Source organism: Methylocella sp., assembly GCA_037200525.1.
GTDB lineage: Bacteria > Pseudomonadota > Alphaproteobacteria > Rhizobiales > Beijerinckiaceae > Methylocapsa.
Genome location: JBBCGG010000001.1, coordinates 4,900,469 through 4,923,251, shown reverse-complemented (window position 1 = coordinate 4,923,251; position 22,783 = coordinate 4,900,469). Strand labels below are relative to the sequence as shown.

Sequence of the window (22,783 nt, the reverse complement as noted above, 5' to 3'; positions counted from 1 at the left end):
TGGAGCTGGAAGATCAGGCTGAGAGCCTTTTGCGGCCGCGGGCGCGCCGCGCCGCGAGGACCCGGCGTCCGCCAACCGTCGCCATCCGCGCGCGAAAGCCATGCCGACGCTTGCGCACAAGCTTGGAAGGTTGGTAGGTCCGCTTCACTTTAACGCTCCAAATTCTAACAGACAGACGAAACAAGGTCGCCGCGAACCCTTGAGGTCGCGCTGGCGAGCGCTAGTTCCGTGAAATAAGACTGGCCGCCTTCGAACGCGCTGACAATGCGCAGCGCTCAAACCGGAAAATCGCGCGCCATATAGGCGCAAGGGATGGACGAAGTCAATTTCCGCTGCCGCGGCGGCAATCATAAAGCGTGATCTTCGCCCGGACCATCTGGCAAAATGCAGTGGAAATGGTACAGATCATGTACTGTGTCGGGGAATTTGATGAATCGGCGTCAATGGGCGCGTTTGGAGCCGCTTCGTCGATGACCGCCTAAAGGGCCAGCAGTCCCACGATAAGCGCCGCAAGCGGTTCCATGCTCTGCTTGCGCGGAAGTCTTGATTGCCGAACGCCATGCTTTCAGGATGCTCGCCAAGCATCCGTGTGACATGGGGGCGGATATTTTAGAATAACCTCAAGTCTAAGGAGGATTTCATGTATAAGCGTTTAATTACGGCCGCTTTGGCGATCACCGCTATTCTCTTTGCCGCTTCCGCCGAAGCGAAACATGGCAAGATGATCAAGGTGGAAATGGTGAAGTCCCAGGAGGTGACGATGGAGGGCGGCAAGTCGGGCACCGTTTATGTCGTCAAGATGAACGGCCACACGATGATCGCCATTCCCGAGGAATCCATACCGGACGCTTTGCACCAGCAGCTGTTTAAAGTTGAGTAGTAATCAAGGCTTCATCGGCCTCAACGGCGGACAATAGAAAAAGGCCATGATCGCGGCAAGCTACAGCGATTATGGCCTCTGTTCTTAACCCCCGGGGTCCAGGCGCAAGGCTGCAAAAAAACGATGCGGCCTTAATTATCCAGGAAACTACGCAGCTTGCGGGAGCGGGAGGGATGCTTCAGCTTCCGCAAAGCCTTCGCTTCAATTTGACGAATGCGTTCGCGCGTCACTGAGAACTGCTGGCCGACCTCCTCCAGCGTATGGTCGGTGTTCATGCCGATTCCGAAACGCATGCGCAACACGCGCTCCTCACGGGGCGTCAATGAGGCCAGAACGCGCGTCGTCGTCTCGCGCAGATTGGATTGAATCGCCGCATCAATCGGCAGTATTGCGTTTTTGTCCTCGATGAAATCGCCGAGGTGGGAATCTTCCTCATCGCCAATAGGAGTTTCGAGCGAGATCGGCTCTTTGGCGATCTTGAGCACCTTGCGCACCTTTTCGAGCGGCATGGCGAGCTTTTCGGCGAGTTCTTCAGGGGTCGGTTCGCGACCAATCTCATGCAGCATCTGGCGCGAAGTCCGCACAATTTTATTGATCGTCTCGATCATATGCACCGGAATTCGGATCGTCCGCGCCTGGTCGGCAATAGAGCGGGTGATCGCTTGGCGAATCCACCAAGTCGCATAGGTCGAGAATTTATAGCCGCGCCGATATTCGAATTTATCGACGGCTTTCATCAAGCCTATATTGCCTTCTTGAATTAAATCGAGGAATTGCAGACCGCGATTGGTGTATTTCTTGGCAATCGAAATCACTAGGCGAAGGTTGGCCTCGACCATTTCCTTCTTAGCCTGACGCGCTTCGCGTTCGCCTTTTTGCACCATATGGACGATTTTGCGGAATTCCTGGATCTCAAGACCCGTCTCGGTGGCGAGACCATGAATCTCGTTCAGAAGATCCTTGATCGCGTCTTTCGCGCTCGCGACGAAATCCTTCCAGCCGCGGCCCCCGAGTTTTGAGACGCGCAGCAGCCATTTTGGGTCGAGCTCGGAATTTTGGTAATTCTTGAGGAAATCCTCGCGGCTGACGCCATAGCCCTCGGCGAGACGCAACAACTTCGTCTCCAGGCCGATCAGACGCTTATTGATGTCGTAGAGCTGCTCGACCAGCGCTTCGACGCGGTTCGGATTGAGCGACAGCGATTTGACGTCCGTGACAATTTCCTTCTTGAGCGTCTTATATTTGCGCTCCTGAGAAGGGGTCAGCGTTTCGTTCTTCAGCTTGTTCTCGACATTCTGGTCCTGCAGGCGGCGCAGCTTTTTATAAGCGTCGGCGACCCGATCGAAGGTGTCGAGAACCTTGGGCTTGAGCTCCGCCTCCATCGCAGAAAGCGAGACGGAATTCTCCATGTCGTCTTCTTCATCAAAGACGTCTTCAGGTATCGCCGCGTCCAAGCCGTCATCGCCCGCGGGGCGCAGGCGCGCCGGCGGATTGAGCGGGGCCGTCGCCGGAGCTGCCTGTTGCGCGGCGAGCGCCTCGGCGGCGCCGGGAGCCGTCATATCGATTCGCGGGGTGTTTCTTCCGTCGGGGCCGGCATAGGTCGCTTCAAGATCGATGATGTCGCGGAGCAACACCTTGCTTTCATTCAGCTCGTCGCGCCAAATGATGATCGCCTGAAAGGTCAGCGGGCTTTCGCAAAGTCCGGCGATCATCGCCTCGCGGCCAGCTTCGATCCGCTTTGCGATGGCGATTTCGCCTTCGCGGGACAAAAGCTCGACGGAGCCCATTTCACGCAAATACATCCGCACCGGATCGTCGGTGCGGTCAGCCGGCTCCGACGAACGGATGGCGACGGCCTTGGGCTGCGCGACCTCGACGAGGTCTCCGCCCTCGGCCTCTTCCTCCTCGGCGGTCTCCTCGGCCTCGGCTTCGTCCTGCTCCTCGGTCTCGACGACATTGATGCCCATTTCGTTCATCATGGCCAAAATGTCTTCGATCTGCTCGGAATTGACCTCCTCGGAGGGGAGCACGGCGTTCAATTCAGCGTAAGTGACAAAGCCCCGCTTTTTGGCGAGCTTGATCATCCGCTTGACGGCGGCGTCGGATAGATCGAGCAGAGGGCTGTCTGCGGTCTCGACCGCGCCACCTTCCACTTCGGTCTTCTCGTTGTCCTTTTTCGCCATCAAGGCCTCCGCACGTGAGGAAAATTCAACCGGCTTACGGTCAATTCAGCAAGTCTCGAAACATCAAGGGCTCGAGCGCAAGCTTATATCGGCCCTTGGATGGCCGCGCTAAACACAAATTCAAATAGATTTCTGCCAAGCCATACCCAATATTGCATTGCCCGCCGGGGCCGCGCCGCTCGCGCTTGATCCAGGGGAGCCCCGGTTCGCGATAGACAGTGAAGAGACTTAAAAGATCGCGAAGACCCAACCAAATCGTAAAGATACGAAAATCGTCAAGACACAACGCGCGTATTTAAAGCGGAAATTCCACTTCTCGCATGTTGCGGCGACGCTCAATCTCACCCCGCCGCGCGAAAGCGGCTAGCTCTGGACGCTCTTTACAGGACAAAATTCGCAAGAGTCAAAAGACCTGCCCGCTCACAAGGTCCCACCAGAACGTCCCGACGATGCGCCGAAACCATCAACGGCGGCCTCTGTCCCCCCCAGCGCCAGCAATTGATCTTGAATATCCTTCAGCCGTCCGAGATTCGCCTCACTCGACTCGATACCCAAAGCCACCTCAGCCAAGTGCAGCTCCCTATGTAGCGCCCTCGCGCGATGATGCAAGGTCAGGGCCTGTCTTAGCACCTCTTCAGCATCAGCCTCGGCTGCCCCAATTTTCATATACCAATGCGACGAATGTGCGGCCAAACCGTCAAGCTTTTCCAAAATCGCGGCAAAGCCGGCGACCTCGGCGGCGGTGCGGAGGCCTTCGCCGTCGAGCCGCCCAGCGCCGACGCGATCAAGCAAGCCGTCGCGCAAGGCGCCTGCCTCCCGGTTCGAAAACTCCATTTCGGCGATCGCTTCGGCATGATGCTCGAGCAGCCCCGGATGATTGAGCAGAAGCAGGAGAATCAACGCCTCGCGCGGCGGAAGGCTGGATTTATCCTGGCGGAATAGCGGAGACTTCGACAGGCTCGAGCTGACGATCGGCGGCGTTCGCTTGGCGTCGTCGCGCGCCGGCCCGCGCTCATTGCGGCGCCCCGATCCAAAGCCGCCTTGAGCGTTGCGCTTGTCGCGCCAAGGCTGCGCTCGCTCGCTGCGGCTGTCGAAGAGTTTGAACAGACGCGCCTTGAAGTCGGCCTGATAATAGCGACGCAGCGTCTCGTCTTTGATCTCGCGGGCGATTTCCGCCAGCCGCCGCTCGAGGCCGGCGCGGCGTTCCGGCGTCGCAAAATCCGCAGCCTCGGTTTCGCGAAGCCAGATGAGATCGGCGAGCGGCAGCGCGTGCGACAAAACATCAGACATCGCGCCGGGTCCGGCAGATCGGACGAGATCGTCTGGGTCCTGGCCTTCGGGCAGCAGCGCGAATCGGAGGGAACGGCCGGGACCGATCAGAGGCAAAGCCATGTCGATCGCGCGATAGGCCGCCTTGCGCCCGGCCTTGTCGCCATCGAAACAAAGCATCGGCTCCTCGGCCATTTTCCACAAAAGCTCGGCGTGATCCGGCGTCAGAGCGGTGCCAAGCGTCGCCACGGTCTCGCCGAAACCCGCCGACGCCATGGCGATTGCGTCGACATAGCCCTCCACGACGATGACGCGGCCGGTTTCATGGGCGGCCTTGCGTGCGGCGTGGTGGTTGTAGAGAACGCCGCCTTTGTGAAACAGCGGTGTTTCCGGCGAGTTCAGATATTTTGCGGCGACGTCCTTGGCGAGCGCCCGGCCGCCAAAGGCGATTGTGCGCCCCGAGCGGTCGCAAATCGGAAACATGATTCGGTCGCGAAACCGGTCATAAGGGACAGGAATATCCTCGCCATGGATCAAGAGCCCGGTCTCGATCATCGCCTCCTTGGAGACGCCCTTGCCGGCTAGATGATCGCGCAGCGCATATTTCTCGGGGAGAGCAAGACCCAGCCGAAACTGGCTTTGCATGTTTCGGTCAAGACCGCGTTCGGAAAGATAGGCGCGCGCCTTGGCCCCGGATGGACCATTGAGCGTCGCCGAGAAATAGGACGCCGCCATTTCCAGAACCTCATGCAGGCTGGCGCGCCTTTTCTCTTGCGCTTCCGCCTCGGGCGAGCTTTGCGGCAACGGGAGCCCCGCGTCGATCGCCAGCCGCTGAACCGCTTCAGGAAAAGAGAGGCCCTCGGTTTCCATCACGAAATCGAAAATGTTGCCATTTTTGCCGGCCGAAAGGTCGAACCAAGCCATTTTCTGGTCGTTGACGAAGAAGGAAGGGGTTTTTTCTGCGTTGAACGGCGAAAGCCCCTTCCATTCGCGGCCGGAGCGCATCAATTTGACGCGCCGCCGCACCACATCGGAAACGGGCAGCTTGGCTTTGATGTCGTCGAGAAAGGATGGCGGAAAGCGCATGATTCGTTGTCGCGGATTTACCATCGAGGGTAAACTTATATCGCATTGTCCCCAGCCGTACACAGGGCGGAGATAGCGGCGGCTGGGCTCGCCCATCGGCTGCAGCTCGGCCGCTGCCTGCCTCAATAACCAACATTATTTCCGGCCGTAACTTATGTGTGGGCAAAAGCGCGCGCCCCGCGCCTATATATCGGCGGTGTCGAATCGGCCTTTTTTCTTGCAAGAGCCTGATCGAGGGATCGCGGAAAGTCAGACGAGATGAGCAAAACCGACCGTTTTCTTGGAATGAAGCGGCAAGGCCGACCGATCGCGGTCTTAACCGCCTATGATTCGCCGACAGCCAAAGCGGAGGCGGAAGCCAACGTCGATATAATCCTCGTCGGCGACAGCGTCGGCGTGAACATGCTCGGCTATGCGAGCGAGCGCGAGGTCACTTTGGCTGACATGCGCCATCATATCGGCGCCGTGCGTCGGGGAGCGCCGCAGGTCGTGATCATCGGCGATCTGCCCTTTGGAACCTACGATGAACCGAATCAGGCCGTGGCGACCGCGCGAGAGCTTGTCGGCGCCGGGGCCGATATCGTGAAGTTCGAGGGGCCGCGCCTTGATATCCTTAAGGCTCTAGTCGCAGCCTCCTTCGAGGTCTGTTGCCATCTCGGACTGGAGCCGCAAAATCATATTGAGAAGCGCGTCAAAGGTCGCTCGGCGCAAGACGCCGCCAAGCTTTTGGGCGATGCGATCATGCTGGATCGGGCTGGAATGGCGATGCTCGTGCTCGAGATGATTCCGGAGGAGGTCGCCGCCGAAGTGACGCGAAGGGTCAGCGCCCCGACGATAGGCATTGGAGCTGGCCGCAGGACCGATGGTCAAGTGCTGGTCATCACCGATGTGCTCGGATTTGGCTCAAAGAATTTTCGCCATAACCGGCGTTATCAGGACGTGGGCCAGCTGATGGCGGAAACAGCTCGAGCTTATGTCGGCGACGTCCACAGCGCGGATTTTCCGCGCGAAGAAAATCTCGTGCACATGGCGAACGACGAACTCGAGCTGTTTTTAGGCGAAAAGGCTTGATCGCTCAGTTTTGAGCGCCGAGCTTTCCCTTCACAACAGCGCTCGCCTTGGCGAAATCCATGCGGCCGGCATATTTTGCTTTGAGCGCAGCGACGACTTTCCCCATATCCTTGATCGAGGCGGCGCCGGTCTCGGCAATGGCCGCGACGATCGCAGCCTCCACTTCGGACTCGCCGATCTGTTGCGGCAAAAAGTCCTGGATGATGACGATCTCCTCGCTTTCTTGCGTCGCAAGGTCCTGCCGCCCGGCCTTTTCGTAAATCTCAAAAGACTCCTGGCGGCTCTTCACCATTTTTTGCAACAGCGAAAGAATCTCTTCGTCCGAGACAGTCTTTCCCTGGCCTCGCGCCTCGATATCCTTGTCTTTCAAGGCGGCGGCAATCATTCGGATGGTATCGACTCGGCGCTTGTCGCCGGCCTTCATTGCGATCTTGAGCTGACTCGTGAATTGTTCGCGCATAAAGTCTCCTGGCTTTCACGAGAATTGACGCCAGCGGGCAAGGCATCTAGCTTTCCGCGCGCTGAAATCCCAAATGGTTTAGGCGATTAGGCCGGCTGCGCCAATCGGCGCAGGGTCGGCGAACGCATGGATTAGAGCGAGCATGACGCAGGATCAAGGAAAAGCGCCGGGTTTTTGGCGGGAGCCGCGCGCAACGGCGCTTGTTGTCCTCGCCAATGGCCTCGTTCTGGAAGGGACAGGACTTGGCGCGGTCGGCGAGGCTGTCGGCGAGATCTGCTTCAATACGGCGATAACCGGCTATCAGGAAATCCTCACTGATCCGTCTTATGCCGGGCAGATCGTCACTTTCACTTTTCCTCACATCGGCAATGTCGGTGCCAATGACGACGATATAGAGACAAGCAATCTCGCCGCCACCGCCGGGGTTCGCGGCGTCATCATGCACGCCCCAATCACCGGCCCGTCCAACTACCGCGCGACCCGCCATCTCGACGGGTGGCTGAAAAGCCGTGGGATCATCGGCCTTTGCGGCCTCGATACGCGCGCCCTCACAACCCTCATCCGCGAAGAGGGAATGCCAAACGCCGTAATCGCGCATTCTCCCGATGGCGTTTTTGACGTTGAGGCCTTGCGCGCAATGGCGGCTGAATGGCCGGGCCTCGAAGGCATGGACCTTGTGCCAAGCGTCGCATCGACGCAACGTTATAACTGGACGCAGGCGGCGTGGTCGTATGAAGAGGGCTACCGCACCTATGGCGAGGGGAAATTCAAGGTCGTCGCGGTCGATTATGGCATCAAACGCAATATCTTGCGCCTTTTGACCGAGGTCGGCTGCAGCGTCACCGTTGTGCCGGCGACGATCTCCGCCGAGGAGATTCTCGCTATGAAGCCGGATGGCGTGTTTCTGTCGAACGGTCCAGGCGATCCGGCGGAGACCGGAAAATATGCGGTTCCGGTGATCAAGACATTGCTTGATAGCCGAATACCCACCTTCGGCATCTGTCTTGGCCATCAAATGATGGCTTTGGCGCTCGGCGGCGCGACATTGAAAATGCACCAGGGCCATCATGGCGCCAATCATCCGGTGCAGGACTTCACCACCGGCAAGGTAGAGATTGTCTCAATGAACCATGGCTTTGCCGTCGATGCGGCGAGCCTGCCGGCCAATGCGCGGGAAACGCATCGCTCTTTGTTCGATGGCTCGAATTGCGGCCTTGAGCTGACCGATCGTCCGGCATTTTCCGTGCAGCATCACCCCGAGGCCTCGCCGGGCCCGCGCGACAGTCATTATCTATTTCGCCGCTTCGTCGCGATCATGGAAAAGGCCCACGCCTAGCTAAATCGGAAGCTTGAGCGATTTATCTCGGCCTTTAGCCGTGGCGACTGCGCCGTCCAGAGGGCGGGCGCGGCGTCATCGCCTCGGTCCTCTCGTTTGCGTCAATTCACGATTGTTTTACCATGATCGTGGGGGCAAACTGAAAAAAAACCGAAAACACCTTTCTACCGAGCTCAATTGACCCTACGTTACTGAGTGTTAGTGATTTGCGCGTTTCATTTGAGATTGTTGATTGTTCATCTCATTGCCTTTTGTAAGAGATTTGCGCGCCGAACCGACGGATATTCATGTCTTTCGAAATCAATCCATCGAACTGCAGCCCGCTGAATGGCGGCAGGTCGTTTGATCGCGACGCGATCGCCGAGATTTTCGCCGAGATCGCGCTGGAGGCGGCTGTCGCCGTGATGGCCGTTTACGCCTCCGACTGTAACGCCAGGCGCAAGGCTGATAAGAGCCCGGTTTGCGACGCAGACGAATACGCTGAAGCCATTATCCTCGAACGGCTGGCGTCGCGGCTCCCCGATTTTCCGGTGCTAGCCGAGGAGGCGTCGGCGCATGGCAAGAAAACCGTGGCGGGGTCGACCTTCATCCTGGTTGATCCGGTTGACGGCACCCGCGAATTTCTGAGCCATAACGGCGAGTTTACGATCAATATCGGACTGATTGTCGATGGGGCGCCGCAGGTTGGCGTCGTATATGCGCCAGCGCTCGGACAGCTTTGGATCGGCGGCGCGAAAGCAACTTCCTGCACTGTCGCGCCCGGCGCGCCTCTACCTCCTCGCGAGCAACGCCGGACGATCCATGTGCGAGCGGCGCCGCCCCAAGGCCTGACTGCCTTGGCGAGCCGATCCCACTCCGATGCGGAGACGGAAGCCTTTCTGGCGCAGCTTCCGATCAAGGAGCGCCGCTCTGCGGGATCGTCGTTGAAATTCTGCGCCGTGGCCGAAGGCGACGCCGATGTCTATCCGCGCTTCGGTCAGACGATGGAATGGGATACCGCCGCGGGCGATGCAGTTTTGCGCGCCGCCGGCGGCATCGTGCTCGACGGCGAGAGTCATCCGCTGCAATATGGCAAAGCTGGCTTACAGTTCAAAAATGGGCCTTTCGTCGCTTGGGGCGATCGCAAGGCGATCCTCCCCTAGCATCCGGCGCATACAGGCCGTCGGCCGCATTGACGCAAGCTCGGGCGTAGCCTCGCTAGGCGACAGAACGGCGATTGCGCAGGCCTTTTGGTGGCGCATCAACCGTTCATTAAGGCTATTGCTTCAAAGCTGGTCGCTAACGCGTAATCCTAGCGCGCAAGGGGTGGTTCGCGGAGAATAAACGATGCAATCGCGAAGAGAGTTGACGCTGCAATTGGCGGCTTTGGCCGGCATCTCCAGTTTGGGTCTGAAATCAGCGCAGGCGAGCCCAGAGGCGGAACGACCCGCCGAATATGGTTCCGGCGAGATTGTCGCCAATGGCCATCGTTTCTTTGGCTCGATCTCGCGCGGTCTCGCCGAGGTGGTCGAATCGGCGACGAAACGCTGGGGCAAGCCCAATGGCTATATCCTCGGCCAGGAAGCCGGCGGCGCGTTTATCGGCGGCCTGCGCTACGGCGAGGGCGTCATGCATACTCGCAATGCGGGCGATCTGCGGGTGTTCTGGCAAGGTCCATCGCTCGGTTTCGATGCCGGAGCCGACGGCGACCGCACGATGATGCTGGTTTATAATCTACCCGCGACGGAGGCGATCTTCCGCCGTTACGGGGGTGTGGATGGCTCGGCCTATCTCGTCGGCGGCTTTGGCATGACGGCGTTGGTCAATGATCAGGTTTACGTGGTTCCTATCCGCTCTGGAATTGGGGCGCGCCTCGGGTTCAATGTCAGCTATTTGAAATTTACGCCGTCATCGACCTGGAATCCGTTCTGAGCTCCTTTGGAGCCTGCTCGTCTCTGCGGCGGCTTCAGGACGCCGCGCTCCCGCGATCCCGATGCGCGCGCATTGCAGCGTCAGCGAGGCTTGCGCATTCCGACGCTGATTCGACGCAGATCTCCGCTTCGAGCCGCGCCATATCGAGCAGATGGGTCAACAGATCAAGCCGCGTGAAACGCGCTAGCCGCGCCAACTCATTGGCCATTTGCGCGATATAGGCGGCTGTCGGGGTGGCGTTAGCCTCGCCTTCGGCGCTCGAGGCTGCGCCGGGCACGGCGTCGTCGCGCTGTTTCAGTTCCGTCTTTTGCATCGCCGGTTGCTCCCGTCGCGGGCTTGTCCGCCAGATTTGCTCCTTCCAGATCATATACGCGTATTGGTTGCGATCAATTAAAATCTGTCATTTTGCGCGAGTAACATCAGGTCTGGACGAGCCTCACAGCGCTTTGACGGCGGCGAGCACGGCTTCGGCGTGGCCCGGCACTTTCACTTTGTTCCAGATTTGTGCGATTTTGCCATCGGAGCCGATCAGGAACGTCGTGCGCTCGACGCCCATATATTTGCGTCCATACATGCTCTTCTCGACCCATACGCCATAGGCCTGAAGCATGGCTTTCGACTCGTCGGAGGCTAGCGCCAGTTCAAGGTCATGCTTGGCTTTGAACTTTGCATGGCTTGCCGCCGAATCAGGCGAGGCGCCGAGGATGGCCGCGCCAGCCTTTTCAAATTCGCTTCTAAGGCCATTGAAATCGATGGCTTCCTTGGTGCAGCCGCTGGTGTCGTCCTTAGGGTAGAAGTAGAGAACGAGTTTGCGGCCGGCGAAGGTTTTGAGGGAAATCGCGGAGCCGGAATCGCCAGGCAGGGCGAAGTCGGGGGCCTTGTCGCCCATGCGCAGTTTTGCGCTCGAGGCCAAGCCCCTGTTCAAGTCTTTGCTCAAATCCTTGTTATTGCCCAAACCCTTCTCGTCGCTCATGTCGCCTTCCTTTCGTCGCATTGAAAAGGCTCCATCGTTTGGAGCCGGACCTTGCGAAATTCTGCTGGATGATCCTGCGGGCTGGCAATGCCATTATTCCCGACGCCAGCCTTTCGACGAAGCAGCTTTTCGACAAAGCGGGTATATTCGCGTAGGATTAGAGTTTCCAGCTTTAGCTTGCTATGGAAAGGCCGCGAGCGGTTGGTCAAGCATCTTGAGGAATCGCCTGGCTGCCCGGGCACAACGCAGGCCTTCACCAAGAAAATGCCGGATGGCATGGTTCTGATTGGACTCAAAAGACCGCGCCGACTCGCCAAATTCGCTTGGTCTACCTGTTATGTTTTTCTCAGCTTGATCTTGCTGGCGGTGATCGGCGGCGGGGTTCTCGTCGTTCGTCTCGCCCAAGGGCCGATGGCGATCGAGGGGCTTGGGCCTCGCATCGCCAGCGCCCTCGATCAACGGTTTGGCCGCGGCTATGATTTCAGCCTTGGGCAGACGGCGATGGTCAAACGCGGCTTCTCCCCGACTTTGAGCATTGATGGTCTGTCGCTCAAGGACGGGGCAGGGCGAACCATCCTGACCGCCCCTCGCGCCGAAGTTTCAGTCGACCTTTTCTCCTTGATCGTCGGACGCGTGACGCCGAAGCGTCTCGAAGTCTTCGACGTCGAAGTCGATCTGACTCTATTGCCCGATGGCTCGATCGCCCAGCCCATTGCGCCGAATTCGGATGAAACGGTCACCCTCACGCCGCCGCTCGCCGAATCTCTTGTGAGGGAAGGCGCTCCAGCGGCTGAAGTCAGCTCGCCACAAATTGAGGCATCACCGGACGCGTCCTCTGCAACGCCGCGGCTGAGGCCGCCGCGAACTCTGATCGTAAGGCAAATGGCGTCGGTAATCCGGCTCTTGGCGGATACGCTGACCAATCCGGACAGCCCGATCGCCGCTATCGATCGCGTCGGCATCTCGAAAGGGCGGCTCGTCATCGACGACCGAACCGCGAATCAGAAAATGACGTTCAACGGCGTCGATCTCAGCTTCAACAAAAACTCGGGCTCGACAAATTTCTATTTGTCCGTCGATGGACCGAACGGACGCTGGGCGGCGAATGGCCTCGCCAGCGGCAAGCCGGACGCTGACCGACGGCTCACGCTGTCGCTGGACAATGTGTCGATCGAGGAAATCCTGCTGGCGACTGGCGCGCGCACGATCGGCGCTGATTTCGACATGCCGCTGTCAGCCAAGTTCAGCGTTGGCTTGAAAGCCGATGGCGCGCTCTCGGAAGCGGTCGCCGCATTTGATTTCGGCGCGGGTTTTTTGCGTTTCGATGATCCGAACGACGAGCCGATGTTGGTCGATTCCATCCACGGCGGCCTGCATTGGGACGGCGCCACGCGGCGCATCATGATTGATCCTGTGAGGCTTGCGTCAGGCCAGACTCATGGGGCGATTTCCGGCTCCGTGGCGCTGCCGGAACGGGAAGGCGATCCATGGTTGTTCGACATAGCGAACGCCGGGCCGGTAATCGCCGCTCCAGAGCGCCCCGGGCAGGAAACCGTCACCGTCGACTACCTCGGGCTGACCGGTCGGCTTTTTCTGAATGACAAGAGATTTCTCGTCGATCGGCTTTTGTTGGGAGGCCCGAAGGCGGGCTTCGCCATGGCCGGAGAAGTCGATTGGACCAATGGGCCGCGGTTAAGGTTTGGCGCTTCGATCGATCCGACGCCGGTTTCCGTCGTCACGCGGTTGTGGCCGTCTTTCATCGTCGCGCCGGTCCGGAGCTATCTGCTCGATCACGCCAAGGGCGGAAGCATCCAGAAGGGGACATTGCAGGTCGATTTCAACGCCGCCGATCTCGCCGCCATGCGTGCGGAACATGCGCCACCCGACGAGAGCCTCACGCTTGATTTCACTGTCGCGAATGCAAGCGTCGAGTTTCTGGACGGCGTGCCGCTGCTGCGCGGCGTCGATGGCGTTGGACATATAACGGGACGGACCTCGACCTTTACGACGACAAGCATTGGCGTGGTAGACGACGGAACCGGCCACAAGCTCACGGTTGCCGAAGGCGGAACCTTTCACATCGCAGACGCGGAGACAAAACCAACGCCAGCCGTGATCGCGGCCAGGGTTTCAGGCAGCGTCGAGGCGGTCGATGATTTGTTGGACCGCGACGCATTGAAACCCTACGCGAATCTGCCCCTCGATCGATCGACCCTGCGAGGGCAAGTCGACGGCCGGGTCGAAATCGATCTGAACCTTGGCCCGAAGATGGGTCCGGCGGATACAACTCTCAAGGTCAATGCGACGGTGACTAATTTCGTCGCCGAAAATCTGCTCGGCAAAGAAAAGCTCGATGCGGCGACCTTGACTCTCAGCGTCGATCCGACGGGACTCAAGGCGACTGGGCAAGGACGCATGTTCGGCGCGCCTGCGACAGTCGAGATGGCGCAGCCCTCCGGCAAGTCCGCTACGGCGACGATCCATCTGATCATGGATGACGCGGCGCGCGCCAAACAAGGTCTTGGCGGCGTGCCGGGCGTCACGGGCCCAATCGCCGCGGTGGTCAGCGCCCCGCTCGGGGCCGGAGACAAGATCAAGGCCGACGTCGAACTCGATCTCACCCGCGCCGACATCGAATGGCCTGGAGCCTCGAAACCGGCTGGTCATCCCGGAAAGGCGAAGTTCTCTCTTGTCATGAACGAGGGCTCGACTTTGCTCGACCAGATCGTTTTCGACGCGGGCGCAATTCAGGCGCGCGGCGTCATTGAACTAGGTCCCGATGCGTCGCTGCAAAGCGCCAGATTTCCGCAAGTGAAATTGTCGCCCGGCGACGACATGAAAATGGATGCGGTTAAAGCTGGCGATAGCCTCAAGATCAGCATTCGCGGCGCGACCATCGACGCGAGGCCCTTCTTGAAAACGCTGATTTCGTCATCCTCGGACAGCGTCCCCGTCGCCGCTGCGGGTCCGGCTTCCGCCGCTGCGCCCGACTCAGCGATCAAGGAGATCGACCTCGACGTCAAGACCGGGCTTTTGAGCGGGTATAATAAGCAGGTGGTGACCGGTCTCGAGCTGCGATTGCTGAAACGCGGGGATCAGATCAAGCAGCTTTCTTTTGACGGACGATTTGGACGCGACACGATATCCGGCAATCTGACCGGGCCGCAGAACGCCTCGCAGCTCTCGATCATCAGCGAGGACGCCGGGTCGCTTCTGCTGTTCACGGACCTCTACAGGCATATGGAGCGCGGCCGTCTGACGGCGACCCTGCGGCTTGGGCCGTCAACGCTGTCGGGCATTCTCGTGATCGATTCATTTGTCTTGCGCGATGAGCCCGCGCTGCGCCGGCTAGTGGCGGAAGGCGTGCCGCAATCCGCCGACGGAACGCGGAAGCAACAAATCGACGCCGGGGCCATGGCCTTCAACAAACTGCAGGTGCGGTTCGAGCGCTCCGGCAATCGGCTCGATTTGCGCGAAGGCACGATGAATGGCGACGCCATCGGATTGACGGTCGAGGGCTGGCTCGATTTCGTTCATGACGGCGTCGACATGAAAGGCACTTTCGTGCCGGCCTATGCCGTGAATAATCTGTTTTCAAAGATTCCGGTCGTCGGCGCCATTCTTGGCGGCGGAACGAATGAGGGTCTGATCGGCGTCAATTACCGGATCGTCGGCAAGGTCAGCGGGCCGACCCTCAGCATCAATCCGCTTTCGGTGATCGCGCCCGGAATTTTCCGCCAGATTTTCGGGGTCGGCGGCGCCCTCCCGCCGGCGACCGGCGTTCAGTAGAGCATGATCCCGAAAAGTTGCAGACTTTTCGGATGAGATCATGCGTTGAAGTTAGAGCCGGATCCCCAAAGGTTGCGCTCAGACCAGCTTCAGCAAAATATGGCGCTTGCGGCCGATCGAGAGCTTGATGACGCCCTGGGTTGCGTCGGGCATGCCGATCAAGGCGCGTTCATCCGTCACCGTTTGATCGTTCACTTTGAGGCCGCCGCCCTTGATCTGCCGCCGCGCCTCGCCCGTCGAGGCGACGAGCCCCGCCTTGGCGAAGGCCGCCAGCACGCCAAGGCCCGCCTCGATCTCCTCCGCCGGGACGTCGATCGAGGGGAGGCTTTCAGCCAAAGCGCCTTCCTCAAACGTCTGGCGCGCGGCCTCGCTGGCGGCGAGAGCCGCCTCGCGCCCATGCACCATGGCGGTGGCCTCCGTCGCCAGCACTTTCTTGGCCTCATTGATCTCAGCGCCGCCGAGCGCTTCGAGCCGGGCGATCTCGTCGAGGGGCAATTCGGTAAAGAGCTTCAGAAAACGCCCGACGTCGCGATCCTCGCAGTTGCGCCAATATTGCCAATAATCGAATGTCGACAACAGGCTCTCGTCGAGCCAGACCGCGCCTTGCGCAGTCTTGCCCATTTTGGCGCCCGAAGCCGTCGTCAGCAGCGGCGAGGTTAGGGCGTAAAGCTGAGCTGAGCCCATCCGGCGGCCAAGGTCGATGCCGGTGATGATGTTGCCCCACTGGTCCGAGCCGCCCATCTGCAAAATGCAGCCATGGCGCTTGTTGAGTTCGACGAAATCATAGGCCTGCAGGCACATGTAGTTGAATTCGAGAAAAGACAATTCCTGGTCGCGTTCGAGCCGCATTTTGACGGAGTCCATCGCCAGCATGCGATTGACCGAAAAATGCCGTCCGACCTCGCGGAGAAAATCGATGTAGTTGAGGCTTGTCAGCCAGTCGGCGTTATCGGTCATGATCGCGTCTTTGCCGCCCTCGCCGAAGTCGAGGAACTTGGAAAAGACGCGCTTGATCCCCTCCTTATTGGCCTCGATCGTCTCGAGCGAAAGCACCTTGCGGCTTTCGTCCTTGCCGGAGGGATCGCCAACCCGCGTCGTGCCGCCGCCCATCAGCGCGATCGGCTTGCCGCCGGTCTTTTGCAGCCAGCGCAGCAGCATGATCTGCACCAGCGAGCCGATATGGAGCGAGGGCGCCGTGCAGTCGAACCCGATATAGGCGATGAGTTCGCCGGATGCGGCCTTGGCGTCGAGCCCGGCGAGATCGGAGCATTGATGGACATAGCCGCGCGCGATCAGCGTGGACAAAAACTCGGAAGAAGGACGGAAATCGTCGGACATGATTGATCCTGGGGCGCGTCTGTCCAGCAATCGCGCGGACGACGGCGAGGTTTAGGGGCAAGCGGCGGCGATGGCAATATTTGGCGGGACGCGGCTGACGTCCGGCTTTCAGCCGAAATCCTCCGGCCATCGCCGCGAGGCGTGCAAAACGGCCAGAATTTCGACCTCCTCGTCCCGCACGCGATAGGGCGCAATGAAAGGCGCATCAACCACAACGAGCTCGCGTGTGCCCGGTATGCGGCCCGGGCGGCCCATATGCGGAAATTTTGCGAGATCATCGGTTTGACGGAAAATCGCCGCGATGACCCGCGCAGCGGCGACGGAATTATCACGCTCGATATATTCGCCGATGGCTTCGAGATCGCGCAGCGCTGGCGTCGTCCAGCGCACCCTCATGATTTTGGCGCGAATTTCTCCCTGACGCGCGCAATCTCTTCATCGCTTGCGAAGTCGGCCCGTTCAGCAGCGGCGATCCCGGCTTCGATCTTTCCGAGTTGCCACGCGTTGAGCGCAACAAAATCCTCGATTGCGCGGGTAACGAGCCAGTTGCGGGAACGATCGGTTTTCTCCGCGAGCTGATCGAGGGCGTTCAGCATCGACTCGTCAAGGCGTACGGTGAAAGGGGCCGGCATGGGAGGCGCGCTCACGTCGTAACGGTGCTTTTGGTTCAACTGTATTCTATATGAACCGGCCTGATGTCTGCAAGGATTTTACGCGTCGGGGGTGGGCCCATCCTTTGAGACGCGGACTCTACCTGCTACTCAGGATGGGAGTTGGGACTTCGTCAGGAAACGCGGCAAAAACACCGGGGAAAGACGCCATGACCTCTTTCACTGCAATCGGCCTGATGAGCGGCACCTCGATGGATGGCGTCGACGTCGCCTTGATTGAGACTGACGGAGAGGCCGCGATCTCCTTTCGCGGGGCCGGGTTCTTCCCTTATCAGGACGAGGATCGCATCTTGCTTCGCGCCGCGATCGCCGCCGCCATTCCTCTTGATGATCGCCGCGCGCGGCCGGGCGCTCTGGCGCAAGCCGAAGCCATGGTCACAAAACGCCACTTCGACGCCGTGCGGCAATTTCTGGAAATGCGCGGCGTCAATCGCGAAAGCATCGATGTCGTCGGCTTTCATGGCCAGACCGTGCTGCATCGGCCGGAGCGACGCCTGACCGTCCAGATCGGCGATGGCCCGGCGTTGGCCGAAGAGCTTGATCTTGAGGTGGTTTATGACCTGCGGGCCGCCGACGTTCTCCAGGGGGGGCAGGGCGCGCCTCTTGTTCCGGTCTATCACGGCGCCCTCGTCGCGGCGGCTGGCTTCACGGAGCCTGTCGCGGTCATCAATATCGGCGGCGTCGCCAATGTGAGCTTCATCGCGCCGGGGCGAGCGCCTATCGCCTGCGACGCTGGCCCCGGCAATGCGCTCATCGACGATTTGATGCTCTCCCGCGCCGGCGTCGCGATTGATCGCGACGGCGCGGCGGCGGCGAAAGGCAAGGTCGACGAGGCCTCCCTGCGCGAGCTGCTGTCGCATCCTTTCTTCGCTTTGCCGCCGCCAAAATCGCTCGATCGCAACGATTTTTCGATTGATCCTGTGGCCAAGCTTTCGACCGAAGACGCCGCCGCGACGCTGGCGGCTTTCACGGCGGCGGGCGTCGCCAGCGCCCTGACGCATATGCCAAGCCGGCCGACTGTCGCCATCATCTGCGGCGGCGGCGCGCATAACCCCGTTTTGATGCGCGAATTGTCGGGCCGCCTGCCCTGCCGCGTCGCCGCCGCCGATGCCTTCGGCTGGTCGATCGAGGCCATGGAGGCTCAGGCTTTCGCCTATCTCGCGGTCAGGCGGCTGAAGAACATGCCTATCACTTTTCCGCTGACAACCGGCGTCGATGCGCCGCTGGCGGGCGGGGTGATCGCGCGGCCAGGCTCGAGGCAATCGCCATTCAATTGATATGATCGGCGCGCATCATGAGACCGGGAGAAATTTCCCGCTCGTATGATGAAGGAAATCGCATGCGCCTTCCGATAATCCCTCCCGCCGACCTCACCGCTGAGCAGCGCGCTCTTTATGATGATATGCGCGCAGGCATAGAAACGAGTTTTAAGGGCTTCATCGCGATCCGCGAGGATGGCGCCCTGATCGGCCCCTGGAACCCCTGGCTGCATGAGCCCGGCTTCGGCAAGGCGAGCTGGGATCTCGTCAAGGCGTTGGCCACCAAACCGTCGCTGCCAAAGGCGGTGCGCGAAGTGGCGATCCTCGTGACGGGATCGCATTTCCACTCGGCCTATGAGCTTTACGCGCACGTCCTCGTCGGCGAACAACGCGGACTCTCGGATGAAAAGCTCGCCACCATTGTAGCCGGGCAGCGTCCGGTCGATCTGACGCGCGAGGAGGCGATCGGCTATGACGTCGCCAGCGCGCTGGTCAATGGCGGCGTCTTGCCGGCGCTGACCTATCAGGCCGCGGTCAAGGAGTTCGGCCAACATGGGGCGGCCGAATTATCCTATCTCGTCGGCCTCTATTGCCTGGTATCGGTGACGTTGAATACGTTCGACGTCCCGGTCCCGGAGGGCAGCGAGTAAGCTTTGCCCTAGCGCCGCTCCGCAGACTCGCTGCGGGTCGGCGTTGGCAGGCGCGGCGGATTGCCGAGGCGGCGGTCGAGATAAATCCCGACTTCCTCAATCAGCGGCTCGACGCGATTTTCGAAGAAATGATTGGCGCCGGGTATCACGGCGTGCTCGATCAAAATGCCCTTCTGCGTCTTCAGCTTCTCGATGAGGCCGGTGACCTCCTTCAAAGGCGCGACGCGATCCTGGTCGCCATGCACGAAGAGGCCGGAGGAAGGGCAGGGGGCAAGGAATGAGAAATCGAACCTGTTGGCTGGCGGCGCGATCGAGATGAAGCCCTCGATCTCGGGTCGGCGCATCAACAGCTGCATGCCGATCCAGGCGCCAAAGGAAATGCCGGCGATCCAGCAGGCGCGCGCCTCCGGGTTGATCGCCTGCGCCCAATCCAGCGCGGCGGCCGCATCGGACAATTCGCCTTGGCCATGATCGAAGCCGCCCTGGCTGCGCCCCACGCCGCGAAAGTTGAACCGCAATACCGCAAAGCCGCGCTCGGCGAATGTGTAGTACAGATTGTAGACGATCTGATTATTCATCGTTCCGCCGAATTGCGGGTGCGGGTGCAAAATAATCGCGATCGGCGCGCCACGCGCGGTCGAGGGGTGAAAACGGCCTTCGATGCGACCAGCTGGACCGTTGAACATAACCTCGGGCATCTTTGCTCCATCAATAGATTTACGAAAAAGTCGCTGCGGCGGAGTTCAGCAGACTGATCCATGAGACCGTTTGGAAACCTAACCGCTCACCCTCGGCAGCAGGCGACGCCTGCGAAGGATTAGGCGATTATCCGCCATGACTGCTGGCAATTCCGCAATACCCGCGCGCTTGACTTGCAAAGCGGGCGGCGACTAAATGCGATTAAGCCCCTTCGAATATCGAGGTCCGGTTCGCCGCAATCAGATCAGGGAGGAAGACCTCCCCATGGTCCGATCGGAGCGACGTAGCCCTTGACGGACCGATTGGGCGTCAAAACATAGGCTTGATGCCTTCTTAGCACGTTCGCCCCGAAGGATTGCAAGCACTTTAAGGCTTATAGGCCAGTTTGCCCTTTTGAACGCCTTGTGGATTTTGCCGTGTCGCCGCCGCGCGCCTACCTCGATCATAATGCGACGACGCCTTTGCATCCGGCTGCGCGCGAGGCGATGCTGGCCGCTTTGGACAAGCCCGGCAACGCTTCCTCCGTTCATGCGGAAGGGCGCGCAGCCCGTGCGATAATCGAGACCGCCCGCGCCGAACTCGCGGCTTTTGTCCACGCATCGCCCAAAAATATAGTGTTTACGTCAGGGGGGACTGAAGCGCTCAATCTGGCGCTAACGCCGCATCTGGAGCCGGGCGGAGCTAAAACTGGACCGTTCGATCGGCTATTGGTCGGCGCCGGCGAACATGCCGCCGTTCTTGCAGGACATCGGTTTCCGGCCGCCGAGGTCGAGATCATCCCGCTAACGCAGCAGGGCGTCTTGGATCTTGGCGCTCTTCAGTCCGCGCTCGACCGCCAGAGCGGACGACGCATCATGCTGGCTCTCCAGGCGGCCAATAATGAGACTGGCGTCATTCAGCCTGTCGCGGCGGCGGCGCAGCTTGTCCGCGCCGCAGGCGGATTTCTGGTCTGCGATGGAGTGCAGGCGGCAGGCAAGATCAATTGCGACATCAATCTTTGGGGGGCTGACGCGATTGTCGTGTCGGCGCATAAGTTCGGCGGGCCGCAAGGCGTTGGGGGACTGTGTTTTGCCTCTCCGACTTCCCACATAACGGACGTTCTGGTGCGCGGCGGCGGCCAGGAGCGGGGTCTTCGGGCTGGAACCGAGAACGTTGCTGCAATCGCGGGGATGCGCGCCGCGATCGGAGCCGCTCAAGAAAGGGCGGAGCGGGAGACGGCGGCCTTGGCGGCTTTGCGGGATCAGATGGAAAGAGATATCGGGTGCCTTGCTCCGGGCGCGGCATTTTTCGGCGCTGGAGCGGAGCGGTTGCCCAATACCTCCTGTTTCGCGATTCCCGGCGTCGAAGCGCAGATTTTGCTTATGTTTTTGGATATAGAAGGCGTGGCAGTATCTTCGGGTTCGGCGTGTTCGTCCGGAAAAGTAAAGCGCTCCCATGTTCTGGAGGCGATGGGCGTGGCGCCTGAATTGGCTGCCGGCGCGATCCGCGTCAGCCTTGGTTGGAATTCTAGCGAGGAGGATTGCGTCTTGTTCCGCCGAGCCCTCGAGAAGGCGGTGCGGACCATCAAGGCGAAGCCCTTGAGGGCGGAAATTAAAGCGGCGGAGCATTTCGCTGCGTGATGCGATCGGGTTATACCGGTCTATAGTAGAAGTCTGAGCCAGCGGTCCTTGAAACCGGCAGGGTGAGGAGAATGGTATGGCAGCGGTCCAGGAAACCGTCGATCGCGTTAAGTCGATCGACGTTAGCGAATATAAGTACGGTTTTTTCTCCGACATTGAGTCCGATAAAGCGCCGAGAGGCCTGAATGAAGACATTGTTCGGTTCATTTCAGCGAAAAAGAACGAACCGGAATGGCTTACGGAATGGCGGCTTGCGGCCTATCGCCGATGGCTGACCATGAGCGAGCCCAATTGGGCGCGGGTCGATTTTCCCAAGATCAATTACCAGGACCTTTACTATTATTCCGCGCCAAAGACGGCTGCGGGTCCAAAATCGCTGGATGAGGTCGATCCCGAGCTTCTAAAGATTTACGCCAAGCTCGGCATCCCGCTGCAGGAGCAGGCGATCCTTGCCGGAGTCGTGAACCCTGAGCCGCGAATAGCGGTTGATGCGGTGTTCGACTCGGTTTCGGTCGTCACCACCTTTAAGAAAGAGCTGAGCAAGGCCGGCGTCATATTCTGCCCGATCTCCGAGGCGGTTCACACTCATCCAGAACTCGTCAAGAAATACCTCGGCTCGGTCGTGCCGACGACTGACAATTATTATGCGACGTTGAACAGCGCCGTCTTTTCGGACGGCTCTTTCGTCTACGTTCCGCCGGGCGTCCATTGTCCGATGGAATTGTCGACATATTTCCGCATCAACGAGCAGGACACCGGACAATTCGAGCGGACCTTGATCATTGCCGACAAGGGCTCCTATGTGTCCTATCTCGAGGGGTGCACGGCGCCAAAGCGCGACGAAAATCAGCTGCACGCCGCGGTCGTCGAACTGATTGCGCACGATGACGCGGAAATCAAATATTCGACCATACAGAACTGGTACCCGGGCGATTCCGAAGGCACCGGCGGCATCTATAATTTCGTCACGAAGCGCGGCGATTGCCGCGGCGATAATTCCAAGATCTCGTGGACTCAGGTCGAAACCGGATCCGCGATCACCTGGAAATATCCCTCCTGCATTCTGCGCGGCGATAATTCGCGTGGCGAATTCTATTCGATCGCGATTTCGAATGGACGGCAGCAGGTCGATTCCGGCACGAAAATGATCCATCTCGGCAAGAACACCACAAGCCGGGTCATCTCGAAGGGCATTGCGGCGGGCGCGTCCGAGAACACCTATCGCGGCCAAATCTCGGCGCATCGCAAGGCGACCGGCGCGCGCAATTTCACCAATTGCGATTCGCTTTTGATCGGCAATTCCTGCGGCGCGCATACGGTGCCCTACATCGAATCGAAGAATCCGAGCACGCAATTCGAACATGAAGCGACGACTTCGAAAATATCCGAGGACCAGCTGTTCTATTGCATGCAGCGCGGGCTTTCGGCCGAAGAAGCGACAGCCCTGATCGTCAATGGCTTCGTTCGCGATGTTCTGCAGCAGCTGCCGATGGAGTTCGCGGTCGAGGCGCAGAAGTTGATCGCGATCTCGCTTGAGGGAAGCGTCGGCTGACGCCAGGCGATCGAAACAGGAAAGGCCTCCTCTTCAA

General features: G+C 59.8%; 20 protein-coding genes. 10 read left to right on the top strand and 10 right to left on the bottom strand.

Features of this window, described 5'->3' with window-relative positions; genetic code table 11:
* Window positions 1-13: 13 nt before the first annotated feature.
* Window positions 14-148, bottom strand: coding sequence for a 50S ribosomal protein L34 (gene rpmH, locus WDN46_24355; GenBank protein MEJ0096424.1), 135 nt, complete (start codon window positions 146-148; stop codon window positions 14-16).
* Between the two features lie 492 nt (window positions 149-640).
* Here rpmH and WDN46_24350 point away from each other — a divergent pair, with 492 nt between their 5' ends.
* Entirely contained in the window at window positions 641-880 is a 240-nt protein-coding gene (locus WDN46_24350; GenBank protein ID MEJ0096423.1) for a hypothetical protein, read from the top strand.
* A gap of 131 nt (window positions 881-1,011) precedes the next feature.
* Here WDN46_24350 and rpoD read toward each other — a convergent pair whose 3' ends face one another.
* Window positions 1,012-3,063, bottom strand: coding sequence for an RNA polymerase sigma factor RpoD (gene rpoD / locus WDN46_24345; protein MEJ0096422.1), 2,052 nt, complete (start codon window positions 3,061-3,063; stop codon window positions 1,012-1,014).
* A gap of 420 nt (window positions 3,064-3,483) precedes the next feature.
* Window positions 3,484-5,418, bottom strand: coding sequence for a DNA primase (dnaG, locus tag WDN46_24340; protein ID MEJ0096421.1), 1,935 nt, complete (start codon window positions 5,416-5,418; stop codon window positions 3,484-3,486).
* 258 nt (window positions 5,419-5,676) lie between these two features.
* On the opposite strand from dnaG, the gene panB reads away from it, so the two are divergent.
* Window positions 5,677-6,489: a 3-methyl-2-oxobutanoate hydroxymethyltransferase gene (gene panB / locus WDN46_24335; protein ID MEJ0096420.1), complete on the top strand. Its 813-nt coding sequence runs from the start codon at window positions 5,677-5,679 to the stop codon at window positions 6,487-6,489.
* Between the two features lie 4 nt (window positions 6,490-6,493).
* Here the strand turns inward: panB and WDN46_24330 are convergent, their stop codons facing one another.
* The gene (locus WDN46_24330) at window positions 6,494-6,949 is read right to left on the bottom strand and encodes a GatB/YqeY domain-containing protein (protein MEJ0096419.1); all 456 of its coding nucleotides are present in this window, start codon (window positions 6,947-6,949) and stop codon (window positions 6,494-6,496) included.
* Window positions 6,950-7,091: 142 nt separating this feature from the next.
* On the opposite strand from WDN46_24330, the gene carA reads away from it, so the two are divergent.
* The 3 genes from carA (at window position 7,092) to WDN46_24315 (ending at window position 10,196) form a co-directional block, all read left to right on the top strand.
* Entirely contained in the window at window positions 7,092-8,285 is a 1,194-nt protein-coding gene (gene carA / locus WDN46_24325; protein MEJ0096418.1) for a glutamine-hydrolyzing carbamoyl-phosphate synthase small subunit, read from the top strand.
* A 287-nt stretch (window positions 8,286-8,572) separates the two neighbouring features.
* Complete coding sequence (gene cysQ / locus WDN46_24320; protein MEJ0096417.1) at window positions 8,573-9,427, top strand: 3'(2'),5'-bisphosphate nucleotidase CysQ; 855 nt, start codon at window positions 8,573-8,575, stop codon at window positions 9,425-9,427.
* 184 nt (window positions 9,428-9,611) lie between these two features.
* Entirely contained in the window at window positions 9,612-10,196 is a 585-nt protein-coding gene (locus WDN46_24315) for a DUF1134 domain-containing protein (protein MEJ0096416.1), read from the top strand.
* Window positions 10,197-10,230: 34 nt separating this feature from the next.
* Here the strand turns inward: WDN46_24315 and WDN46_24310 are convergent, their stop codons facing one another.
* Window positions 10,231-10,509, bottom strand: a complete 279-nt coding sequence (locus tag WDN46_24310) for a hypothetical protein (GenBank protein ID MEJ0096415.1) — start codon at window positions 10,507-10,509, stop codon at window positions 10,231-10,233.
* A 123-nt stretch (window positions 10,510-10,632) separates the two neighbouring features.
* Complete coding sequence (locus tag WDN46_24305) at window positions 10,633-11,085, bottom strand: peroxiredoxin (protein MEJ0096414.1); 453 nt, start codon at window positions 11,083-11,085, stop codon at window positions 10,633-10,635.
* A 285-nt stretch (window positions 11,086-11,370) separates the two neighbouring features.
* Between WDN46_24305 and WDN46_24300 the strand changes: the two genes are divergently transcribed.
* Window positions 11,371-14,958, top strand: a complete 3,588-nt coding sequence (locus tag WDN46_24300; GenBank protein ID MEJ0096413.1) for an AsmA-like C-terminal region-containing protein — start codon at window positions 11,371-11,373, stop codon at window positions 14,956-14,958.
* A gap of 78 nt (window positions 14,959-15,036) precedes the next feature.
* Here WDN46_24300 and tyrS read toward each other — a convergent pair whose 3' ends face one another.
* The 3 genes from tyrS to WDN46_24285 form a co-directional block, all read right to left on the bottom strand.
* A complete protein-coding gene (tyrS, locus tag WDN46_24295; protein MEJ0096412.1) occupies window positions 15,037-16,296 on the bottom strand; it encodes a tyrosine--tRNA ligase in 1,260 nt (419 codons plus the stop codon).
* Between the two features lie 108 nt (window positions 16,297-16,404).
* The gene (locus tag WDN46_24290; GenBank protein MEJ0096411.1) at window positions 16,405-16,692 is read right to left on the bottom strand and encodes a type II toxin-antitoxin system RelE/ParE family toxin; all 288 of its coding nucleotides are present in this window, start codon (window positions 16,690-16,692) and stop codon (window positions 16,405-16,407) included.
* Window positions 16,689-16,928, bottom strand: coding sequence for a ribbon-helix-helix protein, CopG family (locus WDN46_24285; protein MEJ0096410.1), 240 nt, complete (start codon window positions 16,926-16,928; stop codon window positions 16,689-16,691). The genes WDN46_24290 and WDN46_24285 overlap by 4 nt, the downstream gene beginning before the upstream one ends.
* A gap of 188 nt (window positions 16,929-17,116) precedes the next feature.
* Here WDN46_24285 and WDN46_24280 point away from each other — a divergent pair, with 188 nt between their 5' ends.
* Both WDN46_24280 and WDN46_24275 read left to right on the top strand, forming a co-directional pair.
* Window positions 17,117-18,244: an anhydro-N-acetylmuramic acid kinase gene (locus tag WDN46_24280; protein ID MEJ0096409.1), complete on the top strand. Its 1,128-nt coding sequence runs from the start codon at window positions 17,117-17,119 to the stop codon at window positions 18,242-18,244.
* 62 nt (window positions 18,245-18,306) lie between these two features.
* Entirely contained in the window at window positions 18,307-18,876 is a 570-nt protein-coding gene (locus WDN46_24275) for a carboxymuconolactone decarboxylase family protein (protein ID MEJ0096408.1), read from the top strand.
* 8 nt (window positions 18,877-18,884) lie between these two features.
* Here WDN46_24275 and WDN46_24270 read toward each other — a convergent pair whose 3' ends face one another.
* Window positions 18,885-19,574 (bottom strand): alpha/beta hydrolase, encoded by a 690-nt coding sequence (locus WDN46_24270; GenBank protein MEJ0096407.1) that lies wholly within the window; start codon window positions 19,572-19,574, stop codon window positions 18,885-18,887.
* Window positions 19,575-19,991: 417 nt separating this feature from the next.
* Between WDN46_24270 and WDN46_24265 the strand changes: the two genes are divergently transcribed.
* Both WDN46_24265 and sufB read left to right on the top strand, forming a co-directional pair.
* Complete coding sequence (locus WDN46_24265; protein ID MEJ0096406.1) at window positions 19,992-21,194, top strand: cysteine desulfurase family protein; 1,203 nt, start codon at window positions 19,992-19,994, stop codon at window positions 21,192-21,194.
* A gap of 76 nt (window positions 21,195-21,270) precedes the next feature.
* Entirely contained in the window at window positions 21,271-22,746 is a 1,476-nt protein-coding gene (sufB, locus tag WDN46_24260; protein ID MEJ0096405.1) for a Fe-S cluster assembly protein SufB, read from the top strand.
* Window positions 22,747-22,783 lie beyond the last annotated feature (37 nt).

What these genes read in the sequence shown, in the direction of transcription:
- rpoD (MEJ0096422.1), bottom strand. Translation starts at nt 3,063, where the DNA reads ATGGCGAAAAAGGACAACGAGAAGACCGAAGTGGAAGGTGGCGCGGTC.
- WDN46_24280 (MEJ0096409.1), top strand. Translation starts at nt 17,117, where the DNA reads ATGACCTCTTTCACTGCAATCGGCCTGATGAGCGGCACCTCGATGGAT.
- WDN46_24310 (MEJ0096415.1), bottom strand. Translation starts at nt 10,509, where the DNA reads ATGCAAAAGACGGAACTGAAACAGCGCGACGACGCCGTGCCCGGCGCA.
- dnaG (MEJ0096421.1), bottom strand. Translation starts at nt 5,418, where the DNA reads ATGCGCTTTCCGCCATCCTTTCTCGACGACATCAAAGCCAAGCTGCCC.
- WDN46_24330 (MEJ0096419.1), bottom strand. Translation starts at nt 6,949, where the DNA reads ATGCGCGAACAATTCACGAGTCAGCTCAAGATCGCAATGAAGGCCGGC.
- panB (MEJ0096420.1), top strand. Translation starts at nt 5,677, where the DNA reads ATGAGCAAAACCGACCGTTTTCTTGGAATGAAGCGGCAAGGCCGACCG.
- WDN46_24315 (MEJ0096416.1), top strand. Translation starts at nt 9,612, where the DNA reads ATGCAATCGCGAAGAGAGTTGACGCTGCAATTGGCGGCTTTGGCCGGC.
- WDN46_24305 (MEJ0096414.1), bottom strand. Translation starts at nt 11,085, where the DNA reads ATGGGCGACAAGGCCCCCGACTTCGCCCTGCCTGGCGATTCCGGCTCC.
- cysQ (MEJ0096417.1), top strand. Translation starts at nt 8,573, where the DNA reads ATGTCTTTCGAAATCAATCCATCGAACTGCAGCCCGCTGAATGGCGGC.
- carA (MEJ0096418.1), top strand. Translation starts at nt 7,092, where the DNA reads ATGACGCAGGATCAAGGAAAAGCGCCGGGTTTTTGGCGGGAGCCGCGC.
- sufB (MEJ0096405.1), top strand. Translation starts at nt 21,271, where the DNA reads ATGGCAGCGGTCCAGGAAACCGTCGATCGCGTTAAGTCGATCGACGTT.
- WDN46_24285 (MEJ0096410.1), bottom strand. Translation starts at nt 16,928, where the DNA reads ATGCCGGCCCCTTTCACCGTACGCCTTGACGAGTCGATGCTGAACGCC.
- WDN46_24350 (MEJ0096423.1), top strand. Translation starts at nt 641, where the DNA reads ATGTATAAGCGTTTAATTACGGCCGCTTTGGCGATCACCGCTATTCTC.
- WDN46_24290 (MEJ0096411.1), bottom strand. Translation starts at nt 16,692, where the DNA reads ATGAGGGTGCGCTGGACGACGCCAGCGCTGCGCGATCTCGAAGCCATC.
- WDN46_24270 (MEJ0096407.1), bottom strand. Translation starts at nt 19,574, where the DNA reads ATGCCCGAGGTTATGTTCAACGGTCCAGCTGGTCGCATCGAAGGCCGT.
- tyrS (MEJ0096412.1), bottom strand. Translation starts at nt 16,296, where the DNA reads ATGTCCGACGATTTCCGTCCTTCTTCCGAGTTTTTGTCCACGCTGATC.
- WDN46_24275 (MEJ0096408.1), top strand. Translation starts at nt 18,307, where the DNA reads ATGCGCCTTCCGATAATCCCTCCCGCCGACCTCACCGCTGAGCAGCGC.